The 17,867-nt window shown below is 68.8% G+C and carries 20 protein-coding genes; 15 read left to right on the top strand and 5 right to left on the bottom strand.

Annotation, left to right across the window (positions count from 1 at the left end):
* The first annotated feature begins 20 nt into the window (after positions 1–20).
* The 8 genes from AB0M15_RS34280 (at position 21) to AB0M15_RS34245 (ending at position 5,471) form a co-directional block, all read left to right on the top strand.
* Positions 21–677, top strand: coding sequence for a CGNR zinc finger domain-containing protein (locus AB0M15_RS34280; RefSeq protein WP_363827919.1), 657 nt, complete (start codon positions 21–23; stop codon positions 675–677).
* Between the two features lie 17 nt (positions 678–694).
* A complete protein-coding gene (locus AB0M15_RS34275) occupies positions 695–943 on the top strand; it encodes a hypothetical protein (protein WP_363828255.1) in 249 nt (82 codons plus the stop codon).
* Positions 838–1,395 carry a VOC family protein gene (locus AB0M15_RS34270; RefSeq protein ID WP_363828252.1) on the top strand — a complete coding sequence of 186 codons (558 nt, stop codon included), beginning with the start codon at positions 838–840 and terminating at the stop codon, positions 1,393–1,395. Before AB0M15_RS34275 ends, AB0M15_RS34270 begins: the two co-directional genes overlap by 106 nt.
* Complete coding sequence (gene dapE / locus AB0M15_RS34265; RefSeq protein WP_363827916.1) at positions 1,382–2,443, top strand: succinyl-diaminopimelate desuccinylase; 1,062 nt, start codon at positions 1,382–1,384, stop codon at positions 2,441–2,443. Before AB0M15_RS34270 ends, dapE begins: the two co-directional genes overlap by 14 nt.
* 44 nt (positions 2,444–2,487) lie before the next feature.
* Entirely contained in the window at positions 2,488–3,357 is an 870-nt protein-coding gene (locus AB0M15_RS34260; protein WP_363827912.1) for a TIGR00730 family Rossman fold protein, read from the top strand.
* Between the two features lie 109 nt (positions 3,358–3,466).
* Positions 3,467–4,474: a DivIVA domain-containing protein gene (locus tag AB0M15_RS34255; protein ID WP_363828249.1), complete on the top strand. Its 1,008-nt coding sequence runs from the start codon at positions 3,467–3,469 to the stop codon at positions 4,472–4,474.
* Entirely contained in the window at positions 4,474–4,911 is a 438-nt protein-coding gene (locus AB0M15_RS34250) for an SRPBCC family protein (protein ID WP_363827909.1), read from the top strand. Before AB0M15_RS34255 ends, AB0M15_RS34250 begins: the two co-directional genes overlap by 1 nt.
* Complete coding sequence (locus AB0M15_RS34245) at positions 4,908–5,471, top strand: DNA-3-methyladenine glycosylase I (RefSeq protein ID WP_363827906.1); 564 nt, start codon at positions 4,908–4,910, stop codon at positions 5,469–5,471. Before AB0M15_RS34250 ends, AB0M15_RS34245 begins: the two co-directional genes overlap by 4 nt.
* On the opposite strand, the gene AB0M15_RS34240 is transcribed toward AB0M15_RS34245, so the two are convergent.
* Positions 5,468–6,346 (bottom strand): MBL fold metallo-hydrolase, encoded by an 879-nt coding sequence (locus tag AB0M15_RS34240; RefSeq protein WP_363827903.1) that lies wholly within the window; start codon positions 6,344–6,346, stop codon positions 5,468–5,470. The two genes, AB0M15_RS34245 and AB0M15_RS34240, sit on opposite strands and share 4 nt — an antisense overlap.
* 102 nt (positions 6,347–6,448) lie before the next feature.
* On the opposite strand from AB0M15_RS34240, the gene AB0M15_RS34235 reads away from it, so the two are divergent.
* Both AB0M15_RS34235 and snpA read left to right on the top strand, forming a co-directional pair.
* On the top strand, positions 6,449–7,309 hold the full coding sequence (locus tag AB0M15_RS34235) for a LysR substrate-binding domain-containing protein (RefSeq protein ID WP_363827900.1): 861 nt from the start codon (positions 6,449–6,451) through the stop codon (positions 7,307–7,309).
* Positions 7,310–7,522: 213 nt separating this feature from the next.
* Positions 7,523–8,191, top strand: coding sequence for a snapalysin (gene snpA / locus AB0M15_RS34230; protein WP_363827897.1), 669 nt, complete (start codon positions 7,523–7,525; stop codon positions 8,189–8,191).
* 65 nt (positions 8,192–8,256) lie between these two features.
* Here snpA and AB0M15_RS34225 read toward each other — a convergent pair whose 3' ends face one another.
* Together AB0M15_RS34225 and AB0M15_RS34220 are read right to left on the bottom strand one after the other, a co-directional pair.
* Positions 8,257–9,048, bottom strand: coding sequence for an enoyl-CoA hydratase-related protein (locus AB0M15_RS34225; RefSeq protein ID WP_363827895.1), 792 nt, complete (start codon positions 9,046–9,048; stop codon positions 8,257–8,259).
* 32 nt (positions 9,049–9,080) lie between these two features.
* A complete protein-coding gene (locus AB0M15_RS34220) occupies positions 9,081–9,911 on the bottom strand; it encodes a PaaX family transcriptional regulator C-terminal domain-containing protein (RefSeq protein ID WP_363827892.1) in 831 nt (276 codons plus the stop codon).
* Positions 9,912–10,096: 185 nt separating this feature from the next.
* Here AB0M15_RS34220 and AB0M15_RS34215 point away from each other — a divergent pair, with 185 nt between their 5' ends.
* Complete coding sequence (locus AB0M15_RS34215; RefSeq protein WP_012923066.1) at positions 10,097–10,264, top strand: DUF3117 domain-containing protein; 168 nt, start codon at positions 10,097–10,099, stop codon at positions 10,262–10,264.
* A gap of 120 nt (positions 10,265–10,384) precedes the next feature.
* Positions 10,385–11,920, top strand: a complete 1,536-nt coding sequence (locus AB0M15_RS34210; protein ID WP_363827890.1) for a leucyl aminopeptidase family protein — start codon at positions 10,385–10,387, stop codon at positions 11,918–11,920.
* An 18-nt stretch (positions 11,921–11,938) separates the two neighbouring features.
* On the opposite strand, the gene glgA is transcribed toward AB0M15_RS34210, so the two are convergent.
* Positions 11,939–13,093 carry a glycogen synthase gene (gene glgA / locus AB0M15_RS34205; RefSeq protein WP_363827887.1) on the bottom strand — a complete coding sequence of 385 codons (1,155 nt, stop codon included), beginning with the start codon at positions 13,091–13,093 and terminating at the stop codon, positions 11,939–11,941.
* Between the two features lie 157 nt (positions 13,094–13,250).
* Entirely contained in the window at positions 13,251–13,790 is a 540-nt protein-coding gene (locus AB0M15_RS34200) for a GNAT family N-acetyltransferase (protein WP_363827884.1), read from the bottom strand.
* Positions 13,791–13,855: 65 nt separating this feature from the next.
* On the opposite strand from AB0M15_RS34200, the gene glgC reads away from it, so the two are divergent.
* Genes glgC through AB0M15_RS34185 form a run of 3 tightly spaced genes read left to right on the top strand, consistent with a single transcriptional unit; the run spans position 13,856 to position 17,837 of the window.
* The gene (gene glgC / locus AB0M15_RS34195; protein ID WP_363827879.1) at positions 13,856–15,082 is read left to right on the top strand and encodes a glucose-1-phosphate adenylyltransferase; all 1,227 of its coding nucleotides are present in this window, start codon (positions 13,856–13,858) and stop codon (positions 15,080–15,082) included.
* On the top strand, positions 15,079–16,524 hold the full coding sequence (kynU, locus tag AB0M15_RS34190) for a kynureninase (RefSeq protein WP_363827872.1): 1,446 nt from the start codon (positions 15,079–15,081) through the stop codon (positions 16,522–16,524). The genes glgC and kynU overlap by 4 nt, the downstream gene beginning before the upstream one ends.
* Positions 16,521–17,837 (top strand): NAD(P)/FAD-dependent oxidoreductase, encoded by a 1,317-nt coding sequence (locus tag AB0M15_RS34185; RefSeq protein WP_363827865.1) that lies wholly within the window; start codon positions 16,521–16,523, stop codon positions 17,835–17,837. The genes kynU and AB0M15_RS34185 overlap by 4 nt, the downstream gene beginning before the upstream one ends.
* Positions 17,838–17,867: the final 30 nt, after the last annotated feature.

Here is a 17,867-nt window from a genome sequence, read left to right as displayed (position 1 = left end):
GAGGCGATAGTATGCCAAACGTGGCTCCACTCGCCTTCGAAATCTCAGCAACCATCCGGCACGACGGCCAGGGCGGCGTCGCAGACGGCCTGGCCACGGTCGAGCTGACCGAGACCTGGATCCGGGCAAACGCCCCGCTCGTCGAGGAGGTGCTCGGCGGGCCCTCCGTCGAGGAGATGCCCGGCGGATCCCCCGCCTCGTCCTCGCTGCGGTCGAGGGGGTTCGACTTCTCTGCCCTCGTGGTTGATGACGGGGTGCGGGAGCAGTTGGTGGGTGTGCGGCGGGCGGTGCGGTCGTTGTTTGCTCGGGCGGTCAGTCCGGCGCCGCCTAGTAAGGCGGATGACGGCAGGTTGCTCGACTCGGCGACCGCCTTGCGGAGGTTGAACGAGGCGGCGGACGCGCTCGGCAGCGCGCAGTTGGAATGGCCCGACGGAGGTGAGCCGATCGTGCGTTGGGCGGGCGGCGCGACCGAGCCGGTCGAGTTGCTGTTGGGAGCGGTTGGGCGGTCGGGGATCGACTTCCTCGCGAGTCCGGACCGGCTCCGCCTTCGCGCCTGTCCGGCTGCCCGCTGCGTCAAGTACTTCCTGCAGGACGATCCGCGGCAGACCTGGTGCTCGCCGTCCTGCGGCAACCGTGAGCGCGTCAATCGTCACTATCAGCGAAAGCACGCGGGATAACCATTAGCCTCGGATACATGAGTCTGGGGCGGTTCAAGGATCTGTGTATCGATGTGGCGTCCCCGAGTGTGATGACGTCGTTCTGGGGCCGGCTGCTCGGCCTGACCTCGCCTGCGGACAACCCGGAGGTGCTGGTCGGCGACCGGCCGGAGAAGACGATCTGGCTCAACCGGGTGGCCGAGCCGCGGACGGTCAGCAGCGGGTGCATCTGGATGTCCACACGAGCGCGATCGAGGAGTTGGAGCGAGCCGGGGCGACCGTGCTGAGCCCGATCTCGGAGCGGCAGCACTGGGCCGTCATGGCGGATCCCGAGGGCGGCGAGTTCTGCGGATTCGTGCGTGAGAAGGCCACGGAGTACCGGTTGATGGAGCTGGTCGTGGACTCGGCCGACCCGGAGGCGCAGGCGCGCTGGTGGGCCGGGGTGGTCGGTGGTGAGGTCGGGCACGAGCCGGACAAGCCGTGGTATTGGCTGGAGAGCGTGCCCGGGCTGCCGTTCAAGTACTGGGTTTTCAACCCGGTGCCGGAGCCGAAGACGGTGAAGAACCGGATCCATTGGGACATCACGGCGCCCGACCTCGACGCCGTCCTGGCCGCAGGTGCGACACTGCTGCGGCCCAAGGACGACGAGATCGGCTGGCACGTCTGCGCGGATCCCGAGGGCAATGAGTTCTGTGTTTTCCTACCAGCGGTTGTTGAGGATTCTGATGGCGAAGCTTGATCTGTCCCTGTCCGGCCCGGACCTTTGTACTGCGCTGGTCGACGTCTCGTCGGTCAGCGGGACCGAGGAGGAGCTGGCCGACGCGGTCGAGTCGGCGCTGTCGGCGTACGCGCATCTCGCCGTCTCGCGGCACGGCAACACGGTCGTCGCCCGGACCGAGCTGGGGCGCGCGGAGCGGATCGTCGTCGCCGGGCACCTGGACACCGTGCCGCTCAACGACAACCTGCCGGCGCGGCGCGCGGACGGGCTGATCCACGGGCTCGGCGCCTGCGACATGAAGGGTGGCGTCGCCGTCGGCCTGCGGCTGGCCGCGACGCTGGCCGAGCCGAATCGCGACATCACCTATGTCTTCTACGACTGCGAAGAGATCGAGTCGGAGCGCAACGGCCTGTTCAAGCTCACACAGACGAATCCGGAGCTGCTGGAGGGTGTGTTCGCGGTCGTGATGGAGCCGTCGAACGCGGTCGTCGAGGCGGGCTGCCAGGGCACGATGCGGGTCGACGTGACGACGCGGGGCGAGCGGGCCCACTCGGCGCGGTCGTGGATGGGGAAGAACGCGATTCACGAGGCCGGCGAGATCCTCAACCGGCTGGCGGCGTACGAGCCGCGGCGGGTGCCGATCGACGGGCTGGAGTACCGCGAGGGGCTGAACGCGGTCGCGATCAGCGGCGGGGTCGCCGGGAACGTCGTACCGGATCTGTGCACTGTGTCGGTGAATTACCGCTTTGCGCCGAGCCGGTCGGAGGCCGAGGCGGAGGCGCATGTGCGGGAGGTCTTCGCCGGGTACGACGTGGTGGTGACCGACTCCGCGCCGGGCGGACTGCCGGGCCTGGAGCGCCCGGCGGCGGCCGCGTTCCTGCAGGTGGTCGGGGGTGAGCCGCAGCCGAAGTTCGGCTGGACCGATGTCGCGCGGTTCACGACGCTCGGAGTGCCGGCGGTGAACTACGGGCCGGGCGACCCGTTGTACGCGCACAAGCAGGACGAGTTCGTGCCCGAGGCGGACATCGAGCAGTGTGAACAGCGGTTGAGGACTTGGTTGACGACGTAGGGTTTCGGCGGGTCCGTGGTGTGGGTCCGCACTAATCTGGACATATGACCGAACCATCGATCCACCCCGACCGTCCGCAGGGCTCGCAGCAGCGGGGGCCTGTCGTGATGCGCCGCAACCAGGTGCAGCACTCGACCTCCGAGCAGCGGCTGCTGGACAGCCGCGGGCCGTCGGACTGGGTGCACACCGACCCGTGGCGGGTGCTGCGGATCCAGTCGGAGTTCATCGAGGGCTTCGGGATGCTGGCCGAGCTCGGGCCGGCCATCAGCGTGTTCGGGTCGGCGCGGACCAAGCCGGAGGACTCGATGTACACGGCGGCGGAGGAGTTCGGGCGCAAGCTCGCCGGCGCCGGTTACGCGGTGATCACCGGCGGTGGACCGGGTGTGATGGAGGCGGCCAACAAGGGCGCCTCCGAGGCCGGCGGGGTGTCGGTCGGGCTCGGGATCGAGCTGCCGTTCGAGAACGGGCTGAACGAGTGGGTCGACATCGGGATGAACTTCCGGTACTTCTTCACCCGCAAGACGATGTTCGTGAAGTACGCGCAGGGGTTCGTCGTGATGCCGGGTGGGTTCGGCACGCTGGACGAGCTGTTCGAGGCGCTGACGCTGGCGCAGACGCGGAAGGTGACGTCGTTCCCGGTGGTGCTGTTCGGGACGTCGTACTGGAGCGGGCTGGCCGACTGGCTGCGCGAGACGATGCTTGCCGACGGCAAGATCTCGGCGGCGGACCTGGACATGTTCACGATCACCGACGATGTGGACGAGGCGATCAGCTACATCATGAAGGCCGGCGAGATGGCCGACGCGGCGGCTGAGGAGGCGGCGGCCGCGGCCGCGCGCGACGTCGCGGAGGTCGACAGCCCGGAGGCCAGGGAGCGCCGCGAGGTCCGCCGCCTCGGCTCCGACGGCAGCTGAAACCAGTGCTGTTCCGGCGCGGGCGATCGGTGAAAGTGGGGGTTGACAACCGGCGACCGGCCCGTGGTTGTGCGGGGTTGTCCGTCGGCATGGCACGATCGGTCACGTGATGTGGTTCTTCGGGCTGATTGTCGTGCTCCTGATCGGGGCTGTTGCCGTCGTTGCCTCGGGACGGTGGGGCGCGATGGCCCCGGCGTACGACGACCGGCCGGACCTGACGGTGCCGGCGCGGCAAGCGCTCACCGCCGACGACCTCGCACAGGCCCGCTTCGGCGTCGGCCTGCGGGGATACCGGATGGACGAGGTCGACACCCTGCTCGAACGCGTCGGCCGCGAGGTGGCCGAGCGCGACCGCCGGATCGCCGACCTGGAGCGAGCCGTCAGCCCGATCATCCACGGTCCCGAAGGCGCCGGCTTCACCGCCCGCGCCGACTACCAGCCGACCGACTTCGACGACACCGGCTACAACAAACCCATCCTCGTAGGCGGCGACTTCCCCACCCCCGAGCAAGACGCAGCCCCCACACCCCCCGCCCAGCCGGTGCCAACCCCAGCAGAACCACCAGCCGCCGCCGAGGCCCCAGCCGCATCCCACGCTCCCGCAGCACCGGTTGCCGAGGCGCTGCCACCGGCAGCGCCCGCAGCACCGGCCGCTGAGGCGTCGTCGGCGCCGGAGGCGCAGCTGGGTGCCCAGCCACAAGCGGACCTGCACCCCGAACAGGCGGCCGCGCCGCCGGTAGCACCGGCCGAGGCAGCCTCGGCACCGACAGCTCCTGCTGAGCTCGAGCACCACGCTCCGCCGGTGGCTGGTGAAGTGCCGGCTGAGCCTTGGTTTGAGGAGGAGCGGGCTTCTGTGCTTGATGCGCGGCCGCAAGCTCCGGTGCCGTTGCCGCCGATGCTGCAGGAGCTCGTGCACACCAGCAAGGAGGCGGAACCGGAGTCGTGGTTCCAGGCGAAGGAGCCACCCCCGGAGTACTCCGAAGAGGACCTCGCCCAGAACGCCGCCGCCACTCCGACCACCGAGGCCGACGACGAGGACGGGACCGACGCGGACGGGCAGCAGCGGGGCCGGCACAGTGCCGCGCCCGACGTGAGCGCCGTCCAGCGTCCGAACTGATGTCCTGCCACGCCGAAGCCGCCATCGACCTGCCGCTCGACCCGCAGGCCGCCTGGGACGCGGTGATGGACTGGAACGGCCAGTCCGCCTGGATGCTGTTCACCCGCGTCTGGTCCACCGACAACGACGGCCGCGGCGTCGGCGGGGGAGTAGCGGCGCGGACAAGTGTCGGTCCCTTGGGATTCACTGACGACATGGTCATCACCCACTGGGATCCACCCAACGAATGCACCGTGAAACACCTCGGCACCATCGTCCGCGGCACCGGTACCTTCGCAGTCCGGCCGACGACGAACGGCAGCACGTTCACCTGGTCCGAGGACGTCATCCCACCCCTGGGCGCCCTCGGCCGGATCTCCTGGCCGCTCATCCGGCCGGCCTTCGAGCTGATGATGCGCATCTCACTCAAGCGCCTCGCGGCCGTGGTCGCCCGATGACGGCCGTGACCGGCCCCGACGGGCTGCTGCGGTGCAGCTGGGCCACCTCCGCGCCGGAGTACATCGCGTACCACGACGACGAGTGGGGCAAGGAGATCCGCGACGACCACGGCCTTTACGAGCGGATGACGCTCGAGGGGTTCCAGTCCGGGCTGTCCTGGATCACGATCCTGCGCAAGCGGGAGAACTTCCGCAAAGCCTTCGACCAGTTCGATCCGGAGCTGATCGCGGCGTACGGCGAAAAGGACTTCGACCGGCTGATGGGCGACCCGGGCATCGTCCGCAACCGATTGAAGATCAACGCCACCATCACCAACGCCCGCGCCCTGCTGGAACTGGAGCCCGGCGAGCTGACCGACCTGCTGTGGTCGTTCAAGCCCGCCGACCGCCCGGCCCCGAAGACGATGAGCGACGTCCCGGCCACCACCCCGGAGTCGATCGCGATGGCCAAAGCCCTGAAGAAGAAGGGTTTTGTCTTCATCGGCCCCACCACCAGCTACGCCCTGATGCAAGCCACCGGCATCGTCAACGACCACCTCGCCGACTGCATCGCCCGCTAGCCGTGATCGGCGCAGAGGCAGCGCACGCCGGAGGCGATCCAGTCCTGCCCGGTCCAGTCGGGATGCCGCTTCAGCATGACCTCGGTGACCTCGGCGACGATCGTGGCCTCGGCCATCGACGAGTCGCGCCGACGCCAGGTCTCGTCGCGGAGTAGTTCGAGGTAGTCGCGGGTGTCGGCCAGCAGTTGGGCGCCACCGACCTCGCCATGCCCCGGTACGACGGTCCGCACCGGCTCGGCATCGGCCAACTGCTGCATCACCGCCAGCCACCGGGTGCCCGACACGTCGACATCATGCGGCGGGAACCACGGGAAGATCGCGAACTGCCCGGACTCCACCAGATCGCCGGTGAAGAGCACGTCATCCACCCGCACCACCTGATCACCCTTGCTATGGGCGCGACCAGTCGCCTGCAACTCGACCACCCGCTCACCGAGATCCAGCGTGTAGGTGTCGGGGTAGATCGTGTCCGGGCGGGCCAGCTCGACACCCTCCAGCGCCTGCGCGACGGTCTCGCCCAGACCGCGGAACATCTCGAGATACCCGGGCCCCTTGGTCACCAGGTCGTCGGCCTGCGCCTGGTTGACCAGGTAGGTCGCCTCGCCGGCGAAGCTCCGGGCGCCGAACGCGTGCTCGGGGTGGAAGTGGGTCGTGGTCAGGTACAGGCGTCGTCCGGCGGCGTACTCGAGCGCGAACTCCAGCACCCGCTCGGCGTTCCGCGGACCCATCCCGGTGTCCACGACGAGCACCGCCTCGGTACCGCCGATCACCCCGATGTTGGGCACGAGCGGCACGCTCCGGTCCGGGATGACCAGCACGTCGCGGCCGATCTCCCGCGCGCCGCCGACCTCGACGACAGGTTCAGGCAATTCCATCGAAAACTCCTTCTGGTCTCCCTTCCAGTCCAGCCCGGGCCGACCATCCACGTCCAAGTCCGGTCCTGATGGCTCGATACCTTCCGGGTATCGTCGCTGGTGATGGACCTGCGTACCCTCAACTACTTCGTCGCCGTCGCCGAGGAACTCCACTTCGGCCGGGCCGCCGCGCGCCTCGCGATGACCCAGCCACCGCTGAGCCGCGCGATCAAGCAACTGGAGACCGACCTCGGCGCGGTCCTCCTGACCCGCTCCCCGGCCGGCGTCGCGCTGACCCCCGCCGGCACCGCCCTGTACGACGAGACGCGGCTGCTGCTCAAGCAGGTCGACCAACTGAAGTCCCGCGTCGCCATCGCCGCGGGCGCCGACACCATCACCATCGGCACCCTGGGAGGCAGTGTCGAGCAGGCCGGCCCCGCTCTCATCACCGCCTTCCGCGAACAGCACCCCGGTATCACCGTGCTGATCCACGAAGCCGACTTCACCGACCCGACGATCGGCCTGCGTACCGGATTGGTCGATGTCGCCATCACCCGCTCACCCTTCGACGACACCGGCATCGCAACCCAGGTCCTCCGTTCCGACCCGGTCGGCGCAGTGCTACGAACCGACGATCCCCTGGCCGACCGCGAGTCCCTCACGGTGACCGACCTGGCCGACCGCCCCTGGTTCCGCCTCCCCGAAGGCACCGACCCCATCTGGCGGGCCTACTGGACCGGTAGTACCGGAAGTGAAGGCCCGGTAGTGCGGACGGTTCATGAGTGCGTCCAGTCGGTGCTCTGGAACGGGACCGTCGGCATCGCACCACTTCCGCACGAACTCCCACCCGGCCTGACAATCGTTCCACTGAGCGACGTACCGCCCAGTCATCTGGTGCTCGCCTGGGCCAGTACGAATCGCATCCCGGCGATCCGCTCACTCGCCCGGGTCGCCGCCACCCTTCATCGCGGACCCGTGCGTTGACGCACGCGTTTTCCCGCTGAGCGGACAGGGCAGCGGGGCAAACGCCTGAATACCCCTCGCGTTTTCAGCGTCAACACAGCGTGCGCGCAGGTATACCCTCGGCTATTCCCCGTCCTGGTGCGGAAAAAGGCCCGGCTTGCTATCACTGCTGGGTCAACAGCGTTCGGTGACGATCCGATCGCTCTCCGCCCCAGAAACGAATGAGGCCCGCCCATGCCCCATCGCAAGCTCATCTCCTCCCTGGCCGTCCTGGCCACCGCCGCCCTCGGCTTCTCCGCTGCCGCGGCCGGTCAGGCAACCGCCGCTCCCGCCCCCGAGCGCGCGGAGGCGACCACCGTCTCGACCTACGCCGGTTCGCCGGCCGAAGCCGCCGCCAACAAGGCGTTCTACGACGCGGTGATGAAGTCCGCGCTCGCCAAGCAGGCCAAGAGCGGCAACAAGCTCGCCGCGGTCACCGTCCGGTACCGCAACGCCGCGTCGTCGTTCTCGAGCCAGATCTCCCAGTCGACGTCGATCTGGAACTCGTCGGTCGCCAACGTCAAGCTGCAGCAGGTCACCAGTGGCTCGTACGACTTCTACTACACCCAGGGCAACGACCCGCGCGGTTCGTACGCGTCCACCAACGGCCACGGCCGGGGCTACATCTTCCTCGACTTCGCCCAGGCGCAGCAGTACAACCCGACCCGGATCGTCGCCCACGAGACCGGCCACGTGCTCGGCCTGCCGGACCACTACTCCGGGCCGTGCAGCGAGCTGATGTCCGGTGGCGGCCCCGGCCCGTCCTGCACCAACGCGTACCCGAACTCGACCGAGCGCAGCCGGGTCAACCAGCTGTGGGCCAACGGCAAGACCGGTCTGAGCACCTTCCAGACCATCCGCTGATCTTCAGCTGAACAGAGCTGCGGCCCGGAGACCCTCAGGTGGGTTTCCGGGCCGCAGTACGTCTGCTACTTGCCGTGGAAGGTCGGCTTCTCCTTGGCGACGAAGGACGCGACCGCGTTGCGGTGGTCCTCGGTGTCGCCGGTGAGCTGCATCTTGCCGCCCTCGAAGGCGAGCGACTCGGCCAGTGTGTGCGTCGCGGAGTACGCGATCGACTGCCGGATCGATCCGTACGCGACAGTCGGCCCGTTGGCCAGCTTGGTCGCCAACTCGGTCGTCGCCGAAGCGAGCTCCTCAGCCGGTACGACGGAAGTCGCCAGCCCCAGCGTGAGCGCCTCAGCGGCCGGGACCGTCCGCGGGAAGTACAGCAACTCGGTCGCGCGCGCCGTACCGATCAGCCGCGGCAGCGTCCAGGAGACCCCCGTGTCGCACGACAGCGCGATCCCCGCGAAAGCGAAGTTGAAGCCGGCCGTCTCGGCGACGATCCGGAAGTCGCAGGCGAACGCCATCGACGCGCCGGCCCCGGCGGCGACCCCGTTCACCGCGGCGATCACCGGCTTCGGCATCTCGGCCAGCGCCAGCGCGATCGGCGCGTAGTGGTCGGGAACCGTGCTCCACAGCGCGTCCGTGTCGTTCGCCTCGAGCAGCCGGATGTGCTCCTTCAGGTCCTGCCCGACGCCGAAGGCACGCCCGGTGCCGGTCAGCACGACACACCGGACGGCGTCGTCCGCGGCCGCCGCCTGCACGGTGTCCCGCAGCGCCACCTTGGTCGGGGTGTCGAACGCGTTCATCGCGTCCGGCCGGTTCAGGATGATCGTCGCGACGCCGTCGGCCACGTCGTACAGCACAGAGTCACTCATCGTTGCTGGCTCCCAACACTCGGTGAAGATTGTCAGTGAATCGTCAGGCAGTTGTCCACGAAACGCCCGGCCGCGTGGCCCAGCCGGGTGGCGTGGAAGTCGAAGAACGCGGCTGCCTTGGTACCGGCCCAGTCGGCCGGCAGCAGCTCGGCCGGCAACCCGGGATCGAGGAACAGGAACTTGCGCCATTCGTGCAGCAGTTCCGACCGTACTGCGAACGCCTGCTCGTCGGTCAGGTCGTCCCCGGCGCTGTCGACCAGCGCCTTCGCGTCCTTCAGCCAGGAGTCGTACGACGCGCCGAGTTCGTCCAGCTTCCAGACCCGGCGGGCGAACCCGGCAGCGTCGTCCTCGACCGGCGCGCGGAACCGGTCCACGGCGATCCCTTCCAGGCCGAGGATCTGGTCCACCTCGGTGTCGTTGCGCAGGCCGACCCAGGCCGCGTCGGACAGCGGAGCCCAACCCAGGAAGGCGAGTTGGCTCGCCAGCTGCTCGCGCCGGCGGGCGTTCGGTACCTCCCGCAGGATGCCCAGATGCCAGTGCCCGTCCCAGCCGCCGGGTGCCTCGCCGTCGCTGTCCGGACCGTCCGGCGGGAGGTTGCCGTCGGCCTCGGTCCGGTAGATCCGTACCGCGGCGTCGTCGAGGCGGCGACGCGCCCGGGACGTCAACGCGTAACCGGGCTGCCCGTCGATCCGTACCGGTTCCAGCCAGCCCTGCCGGACCATCCGCGACACGGCGGTCCGAACTGCCGGTGGATGTACACCCAGCGGGGCAAGCAGCCGGACCAGGGCGGCCACCGGTGCTTGCGCTCCCCGCGCGCGCAGGTGGTCGCCGTACAGGTCGAAGAGGGCTGAACGGGCATGCACGAGACCTGAGTCTGCCGTATGGTGCACGGCTCTGGCCCAGGATCGGGGATAATGGGTCGAGATACACACTTTGCGATGCGCGCCGACGGCGCATCACCGCACGGGCGCCGGCGACTCCAGCGCCCGAGTGGTGTCGTCGCTCAACACCGAAGAGGGCAGTATCCAATGAGGGAAGGGGTGCGCGCATGGCGGCGATGAAGCCGCGGACGGGCGATGGTCCGCTCGAGGTCACCAAGGAGGGCCGGGGCATCGTGATGCGGGTTCCGCTCGAGGGCGGCGGTCGGCTCGTCGTCGAGCTGAACGCCGATGAGGCGACCGAGCTGGGGAACGCGCTCAAAGCCGTTGTCGGCTGATCCGATTCTCCGGTGTGCTCCAGGTGAGCGCATCCATAACTCCACGACCCCGGTGGGTGCCTTTTCCGGCACCGGCCGGGGTCGTTACGGTGACATCGACACTTTCTTTTGATCAAAACAGTGAGGACGTCCAAGGTGGCTCGCCGCAGCAGCGCCCGCAACAGCTTCCCGACCCTGCCTGCCGTCGTCTGGCAGCCGGGCCTCCCCGTGCACGGGTCGCGGACCTGGGTGATCGTGGTCGGCGAGGCGGGTCTGCCGGCCGTGGCCAAGGAGGCCGGCGAGCGGCTCGGGGTGGATCTCGGCAAGTTGCTCGAGGCGCAGCGCGCGAGCGGGTTCAGCGCGGCGGCGGGCGCGACCGCGGCGTACCCGCTGCTGACCGGTGAGGTCACCGAGGTGCTGCTGGTCGGTGCCGGCGACGGGACCGCGGCGGAGCTGCGACACGCCGGTGCGGCGATCGCGCGGTTCGGCCGGGGCAAGGACGAGCTGACCACGGTCGTTGCCGAGGGCATCGACGACGAGGCGCTCCAGGCATTCGCCGAGGGGATCGCGCTGGGGTCGTTCACGTTCACCCGCAAGACGGTCGACGTGGGCAAGCCGCTGGTCGAGCGGGTGGTGCTGACCGATGGGACCGAGCTCGACCGCGCCGCGGTACTGGAGCGCGGACTGGTGATCGGCCGGACCGGCTGGCTGGCGCGGCAGTTCGCGACCACGCCCTCGAACGAGAAGGACCCGGCCTGGATGGCCGCCCGCGCCACCGAGCTCGCGGCCCAAACCGGCCTCGAGGTCAAAGTCTGGGACGAGAAGCAGCTCGCGGCTGATGGGTTCGGCGGCATCCTCGCGGTCGGCAAGGGGTCGACCCGGCCGCCGCGGTTCATCCGGCTCGACTACACCCCGGCCGGCGCGACGAAGAACACGCCGTACGTCGTGCTCGTGGGCAAGGGCATCACCTACGACACCGGTGGCCTGTCGCTGAAGCCGCGCGAGGGCATGGTGTCGATGAAGCGCGACATGACCGGCGGCGGCTCGGTGATCGCGACGATGTCGGCTCTGCGCGACCTGGGTGCCCAGGTCAAGGTCACGGGGTTGATCTGCTCGGCGGAGAACATGCCGTCGGGGACGGCGTACCGGCCGGACGACGTGATCCGGCACTACGGCGGGCGGACGACCGAGGTCAAGAACACCGACGCCGAGGGGCGGCTGGTGCTCGCCGACGGGCTTGCCTACGCGGTGAACGAACTGAAGCCCGACGCGATCGTCGACATCGCGACGCTGACCGGCGCGATCAAGGTGTCACTCGGCTCGATGCTGTACGGCGGCCTGTTCGCCACCGACGACGGGCTCGCGTCGCAGCTGACCGACGCGGGCGAGGTATCCGGCGAGCGCTTGTGGCGGATGCCCCTGCCGGACGTGTACACCGACCTGATCTCCACCCCCGTCGCCGACTCGGTCAACAGCTCGAAGGGCCCCGGCTCCATCACCGCCGCCCTCTTCCTGAAGGCCTTCACCGGCGGCCTCCCCTGGGCCCACCTGGACCTCTCGAGCATCGCCGAGTCCCCCCGAGACGAACACGAATACTCCCTAGGCGCCACCGGCGCCGGCGCCCGCCTCCTCACCACCTGGCTAACCAGCGAAGCCCCAACCGCCGGCATCGGCTGAGGCTTCTGTAGGTAGTAGCTACAGAAGCGATTGGTACAGCTCGACGGTGCGGTTGGCGACGGCGTCCCAGCCGAAGTCGGCGATGGCTCGGGTGCGGCCTGCCTTGCCCATCGCCTCGGCTTTGGCTGGGTTGGCGACCAAGGCGTTGATGCCTTCGGCCAGCTGGCGTTCGAACGTGGTGGGGTCGTTCTCGTCGTACGGGACCAGCGTGCCGGTCTCGCCGTCGACGACGACGTCGGGGATGCCGCCGACCGCGCTGGCGACGACGGCGGTCTCGCAGGCCATCGCCTCCAGGTTGACGATGCCGAGCGGTTCGTAGATCGACGGGCAGCAGAACGCGAGCGCGTGGGTGAGCACCTGGCGGACCTCCTCGCGCGGCAGCATCTCCGAGACGATGAAGACGCCGTCGCGGCTGGTCTTCAGCTCGTCGACGAGGGCGTCGGTCTCGGCCTTCAGTTCGGGGGTGTCGGCGGCGCCTGCCAGGAGTACGAGCTGTACTGACGGATCGAGCTGCAGCCCCGCGCGGAGCAGATGCGGGACACCCTTCTGGCGGGTGATCCGGCCGACGAACGTCACGTACGGGCGGCTGAGGTCGACGCCGAGGCGCTCGAGCACGTCCGTCGACGGGTCCGGGTGGTAGAAGTCCGCGTCGATGCCGTTGGTGATGATGTGGACCTTGGCCGGGTCGATCGCCGGGTAGCTGGCGAGGATGTCGTCGCGGGTGGCGTTGCTGACCGCGACGACCGCGTCCGCAGCCTCGTACGCCGTCCGCTCCGCCCAACTCGACAGCCGGTACCCGCCGCCCAGTTGCTCGGCCTTCCACGGGCGCAGCGGCTCCAGCGAGTGGGCCGTCACCACGTGCGGGATGCCGTACAGGAGCTTGGCCCAGTGGCCGGCCATGTTCGCGTACCAGGTGTGGGAGTGGACGAGCTGGGCCTCGCCGACGGCTGCCGTCATGGTCAGGTCGGTGGACAGGATCCGCAGCGCCGCGTTCGCGTGCGGGATCCGCGGGTCGTCCTCGGAGTGCGCGATCGCGCCGGCTCGTGGTTCGCCCATGCAGTGCACCTCGACCTCGAGCAGCTTGCGCAACTCGCGGACCAGGAAGTCCACATGCACCCCGGCCCCGCCGTACACGTCCGGCGGAAACTCACGCGTCAGGATCGCGATCTTCATCCCCCGACCATAAGCCACGCCACCCCCTCACCTCCCGCTCCCAGCCGCGTGACATCTGAGGGGTTAACCCCTCAGACGGTGGGTTGCCCAGCGAGATCCTGAGCAGGCAACCCACCAACTGAGGGGTTAACCCCTGAGATGTTGCGAGGTGGGGGCGTCAGGACATGTGGGTGGCGACCCAGAAGCGGAGTTTGCCGTGGCGTTCGTCTTCGAGTTCGCCGCCGGCCGCGAGGATGACCTTGCGGGACGCCTCGTTGCCGGTGTCGCAGGTGACCAGGGCGGGATCGATGCCGAGTCGGGCGGCGATCGGCAGCGACTGGTGCAGCATCTGGGTGGCGTGGCCGCGACGCCGGGCGGACGGGCGTACGCAGTACCCGATGTGCCCGCCGAGCTCGAGCAGCGGCGGCGTCAAGGTGTGCCGGATCGCCAGCCGGCCCAGCCACTCGACCCCGTCGTCGACGAACCAGAGCGTCGTCTGGTGCACCAGATCGGGCGGCGGCGGAATCCTCTCGTCGGCATCCGCACGGATCGCCTCGACCATCCGCGCGAACTCACCCGGATCCTCCACCTGCTCCCGGGTCCACCGCTCGCGGAACCCACTCGCCCCCATCCACCGCTCATCCGAAGACGGCAACTCATCCCAAGCCTCGAGGAAGGATCGGTGAACTGCAGTAGTGGGTTCAACGAGAATTGGCATACACCTAGTGTCACGACACTCTCAACCGTCTTATGCGAGCGGGGTTGTAAAGCTAAGGTGCGGACATGGCGAAGGCACCCAGAATTCTCGGAATCGTGCTGGCCGGTGGCGAGGGGAAGCGGCTGATGCCGCTCACGGCGGACCGGGCCAAACCGGCCGTGCCGTTCGGGGGCAGTTATCGGCTGATCGACTTCGTACTGTCCAACCTGGTCAACGCGGGCATCCGCAGCTTGTGCGTACTGACGCAGTACAAGTCGCACTCGCTCGACAGACACGTCACGGTCACCTGGCGGATGTCGACCTTCCTGGGCAACTACGTCACCTGTGTGCCGGCCCAGCAACGGCTCGGCCCGCAGTGGTACCAGGGCAGCGCGGACGCCATCTACCAGTCGATGAACCTGATCAACGACGCCAAGCCCGAGATCATCGTGGTGTTCGGCGCGGACCACGTGTACCGGATGGACGCCTCCCAGATGGTCGCCGACCACATCGCGCGCGGCAACGGCGTGACGGTGGCCGGGATCCGGGTACCGCGCGCCGAGGCGTCCGAGTTCGGCGTGATCAAGACCGCCGACGACGGGCACACGATCGCCGAGTTTCTGGAGAAGCCGGCCGACCCGCCGGGGCTGCCGGACTCGCCGGACGAGACGTTCGCCTCGATGGGCAACTACGTGTTCAGCGCCGACGTGCTGGTGGAGGCGCTGCGCAAGGACGCCGCCAACCCCGCCAGCAGGCACGACATGGGTGGCGACATCGTGCCGATGCTGGTTGCCGAGGGCAAGGCCGGGGTCTACGACTTCAAGGACAACGACGTACCGGGTGCGCTCGATCGCGACCGGTCGTACTGGCGGGATGTCGGGTCGCTCGACTCGTACCACGAGGCGCACATGGATCTGGTCTCGATCCAGCCGGTCTTCAACCTGTACAACTCCGACTGGCCGATCTTCACCTCGCACCCGCAGCTGCCGGGCGCCAAGTTCACCGACAACGCGACCGTCGGCGAGTCGATCGTCTGCGCGGGCTCGATCATCTCCGGCGCGACCGTCGACCACTCGGTGCTCGGCGCCAACGTGATCGTCAGTGCGGGCGCGAACATCAAGAACGCGGTCATCATGGACAACTGCAAGATCGGCGCGAACGCCGTCCTGAAGAACGTCATCCTGGACAAGAACGTGATCGTGCCGGACGGCGTCGAGGTCGGCGTCGACCCCGATCGCGACCGCGAACGCGGCTTCACCGTCAGCAAAGGCGGCGTGACAGCGGTCGGGAAAGACACGGTCATCGAGTCGTGACGTCGGACGAGACGGAACCGGGCCGGCCGGAGCTCGACTCGGTGGGGCCGGACATGGAGCAGTGCGATCCGGTGGGTCCGGACTCGGAGCAGCTCGACCCGGTGGGGCCGGGCCGGGAGACGACCGGCTTGGTGCGGGCTGGGTGGGTGCGGCCGGACTGGATTGTGGATCCGGGGGAGGCGGAGGCTGCGGCAGTTGCACTCGATGAGGGTGATCCGGGGTGGCGGGAGTTGTTCGATGTTCCGCCGGTGCACCTCGGGGGGTACCCGGAGGTCGCGTACTTCGCGGGGAACTCGCTCGGGTTGCGGCCGAAGGCGACTCGGGTCGAGCTGCTCGAGGACCTCGACTCCTGGGGACGCTGGGGCGTCGACGGGCACCACGACGCCGACCGGCCCTGGCTTCCGTACCACGCCTTGCTGACCGAGCCCGCGGCCCGGCTGGTCGGCGCCCTGCCGACCGAGACCATCGTGATGAACTCGCTGACGGTCAACCTGCACCTGCTGATGGTGTCGTTCTACCGGCCGACGGCCGACCGCTTCAAGATCGTCATCGAGGACGCGGCGTTCCCGTCGGACAGCTACGCCGTACGGTCGCAGGCCGCGTTCCACGGCTACTCACCCGACGACGCGGTGGTGCGACTCCGCCCGCGCCCCGGCGAGGACGTACTGCGCACCGAGGACGCGCTGAGTGCTGTGTCGGCCCCGGATGTCGCCCTGGTCCTCCTAGGTGGCGTCAACTACCTGACCGGCGAACTGATGGACGTCCCGGCGATCACCGCGGCCGGTCGGGCGGCAGGTGCGGTCGTCGGGTGGGATCTCGCGCACGCCGTCGGCAATGTGCCGTTGTCACTGCACGAGTGGGACGTCGACTTCGCCGCCTGGTGCTCGTACAAGTATCTGAACTCCGGCCCGGGCGCCTTGGCCGGCGCGTTCGTCCACGAGCGTCATCTGGGTGGTTCGCTGCCGCGCTTCGAGGGGTGGTGGAGCACGGAGGAGGCATCTCGCTTCGAGATGGCGCCCGAGTCGCGCCCGCCGGCCTCGGCCGATGCCTGGCAGGTGTCCAACCCGCCGATCTTCTCGATGAGCCCGGTCCGGACGTCGCTGGAGATCTTCGACAAGGTCGGCATCGCGGTACTCCGCGAGCGCAGTCTGCGACTCACGGCGTACCTGGAGAAGCTGCTGGCCGGGATCACGCCCTCGCGGCCGTTGCAGGTGATCACGCCTACTGATCCGCTGCGTCGGGGTGCCCAGTTGTCGCTCCGCATCGGCGGCGGGCTGCGAGCCGGCGCGCTGGCCGAGACGCTGCGCTTCGAGCACGGCGTGATCGCCGACGCGCGCGAACCCGACGTACTGCGGCTGGCTCCTGTGCCGCTCTATTCCCTCTACCACGACTGCTGGCGCGCAGTTGAAGCGCTGGCCGAAGCTGTCCCGGAGAATGCATGACTGAGCGTGTAGCCATCGTCGGTGCCGGCCTGGCAGGGAGTCTGCTCGGGTGCTATCTGGCCCGGCGTGGGCTGTCGGTCGACCTGTACGAACGCCGCCCGGACCCGCGAGCGGGGCAGCCGGAGCGGGGCCGGTCGATCAACCTGGCGATCTCCGAGCGCGGGCTGGACGCGTTGCGCCGGATCGGGCTGGTCGACTCGGTGATGGCCGACGCGCTGCCGATGAAGGGGCGGATGATCCATCCCGTCGCCGGTGAGCTGGACTTCCAGCAGTACAGCGCGTCGGGGGAGCGGGCGATCAACTCGATCAGCCGGGGGACGCTGAACAACGCCCTGCTCGACGCGGCGGCCGCGGCGCCTGGGGTCTCGGTGCATTTCGAGCACCGGCTGGTGGAGCTGGATTCGTGCACCGGGTCGATAGTCTTCGAGTCACCCGGCGGCAAGGTGAAGGTGTCGGCGGACGTAGTACTGGGCGCTGACGGCGCCGGCTCGGCAGTACGCGAACAGCTGCTGGCCGAAGGCGCTGTCGGAGAGTCCGTCGACTTCCTCGACTACGGCTACAAGGAACTGAGCATCCCCGCGGTCGATGGCGCCTTCGCTCTGGATCCTGGCGCCTTGCACATCTGGCCGCGCGGCACCTCGATGATGATCGCCCTGCCGAACCCGGACCGCTCCTTCACCTGCACCCTCTTCTGGCCCGCCGGCGACTTCGATGCCCTGAGCAACGCGGTCTCCATCGAAGCCCACTTCCGCAACCACTACCCAGACTTGTTGCCCTTGGCCCCTTCTCTGGTGGACGACTATCTCCACAACCCGGTCGGCGTCCTGGGTACGGTCCACACCCAACCCTGGCAGGCTCACGGCCGTACGGCCCTGATCGGCGACGCCGCCCACGCCATCGTGCCCTTCTACGGCCAAGGCGCCAACTGCGCCTTCGAAGACGTCGTCGAGCTGGACCGCTGCCTGGCAGACACCGGCGGCTCCTGGGCCCGAGCCCTCCCTCTCTACGAACACCGCCGCCGGGAAAATACCGAAGCAATCGCCGCCATGGCCCTAGACAACTTCGTAGAAATGCGCGACAAGGTCACCTCGCCCGTCTTCCGCCTGGGCAAACGCATCGAACACACCCTGGAACGCCTCCTCCCCGGCCGCTACGTCTCCCGCTACGAGCTGGTCTCCTTCTCCACCACCCCCTACGCCGAAGTCCAACAACGAGTCCACCGCCAACACCAGTTCCTAGCCGCCGCTGTGTTCCTAGGAGCCGGCGTACTCGGCGCAGCCACCCGGATCGCCCGCTCGGGGAGGAAAGGATGACCGCCATCGCCAGTGCCAATGGGGGCACCC

Source organism: Kribbella sp. NPDC051718, from assembly GCF_040681515.1.
Taxonomy (GTDB): Bacteria; Actinomycetota; Actinomycetes; order Propionibacteriales; family Kribbellaceae; genus Kribbella.
This window is presented reverse-complemented; position numbering and strand designations above follow the sequence as displayed.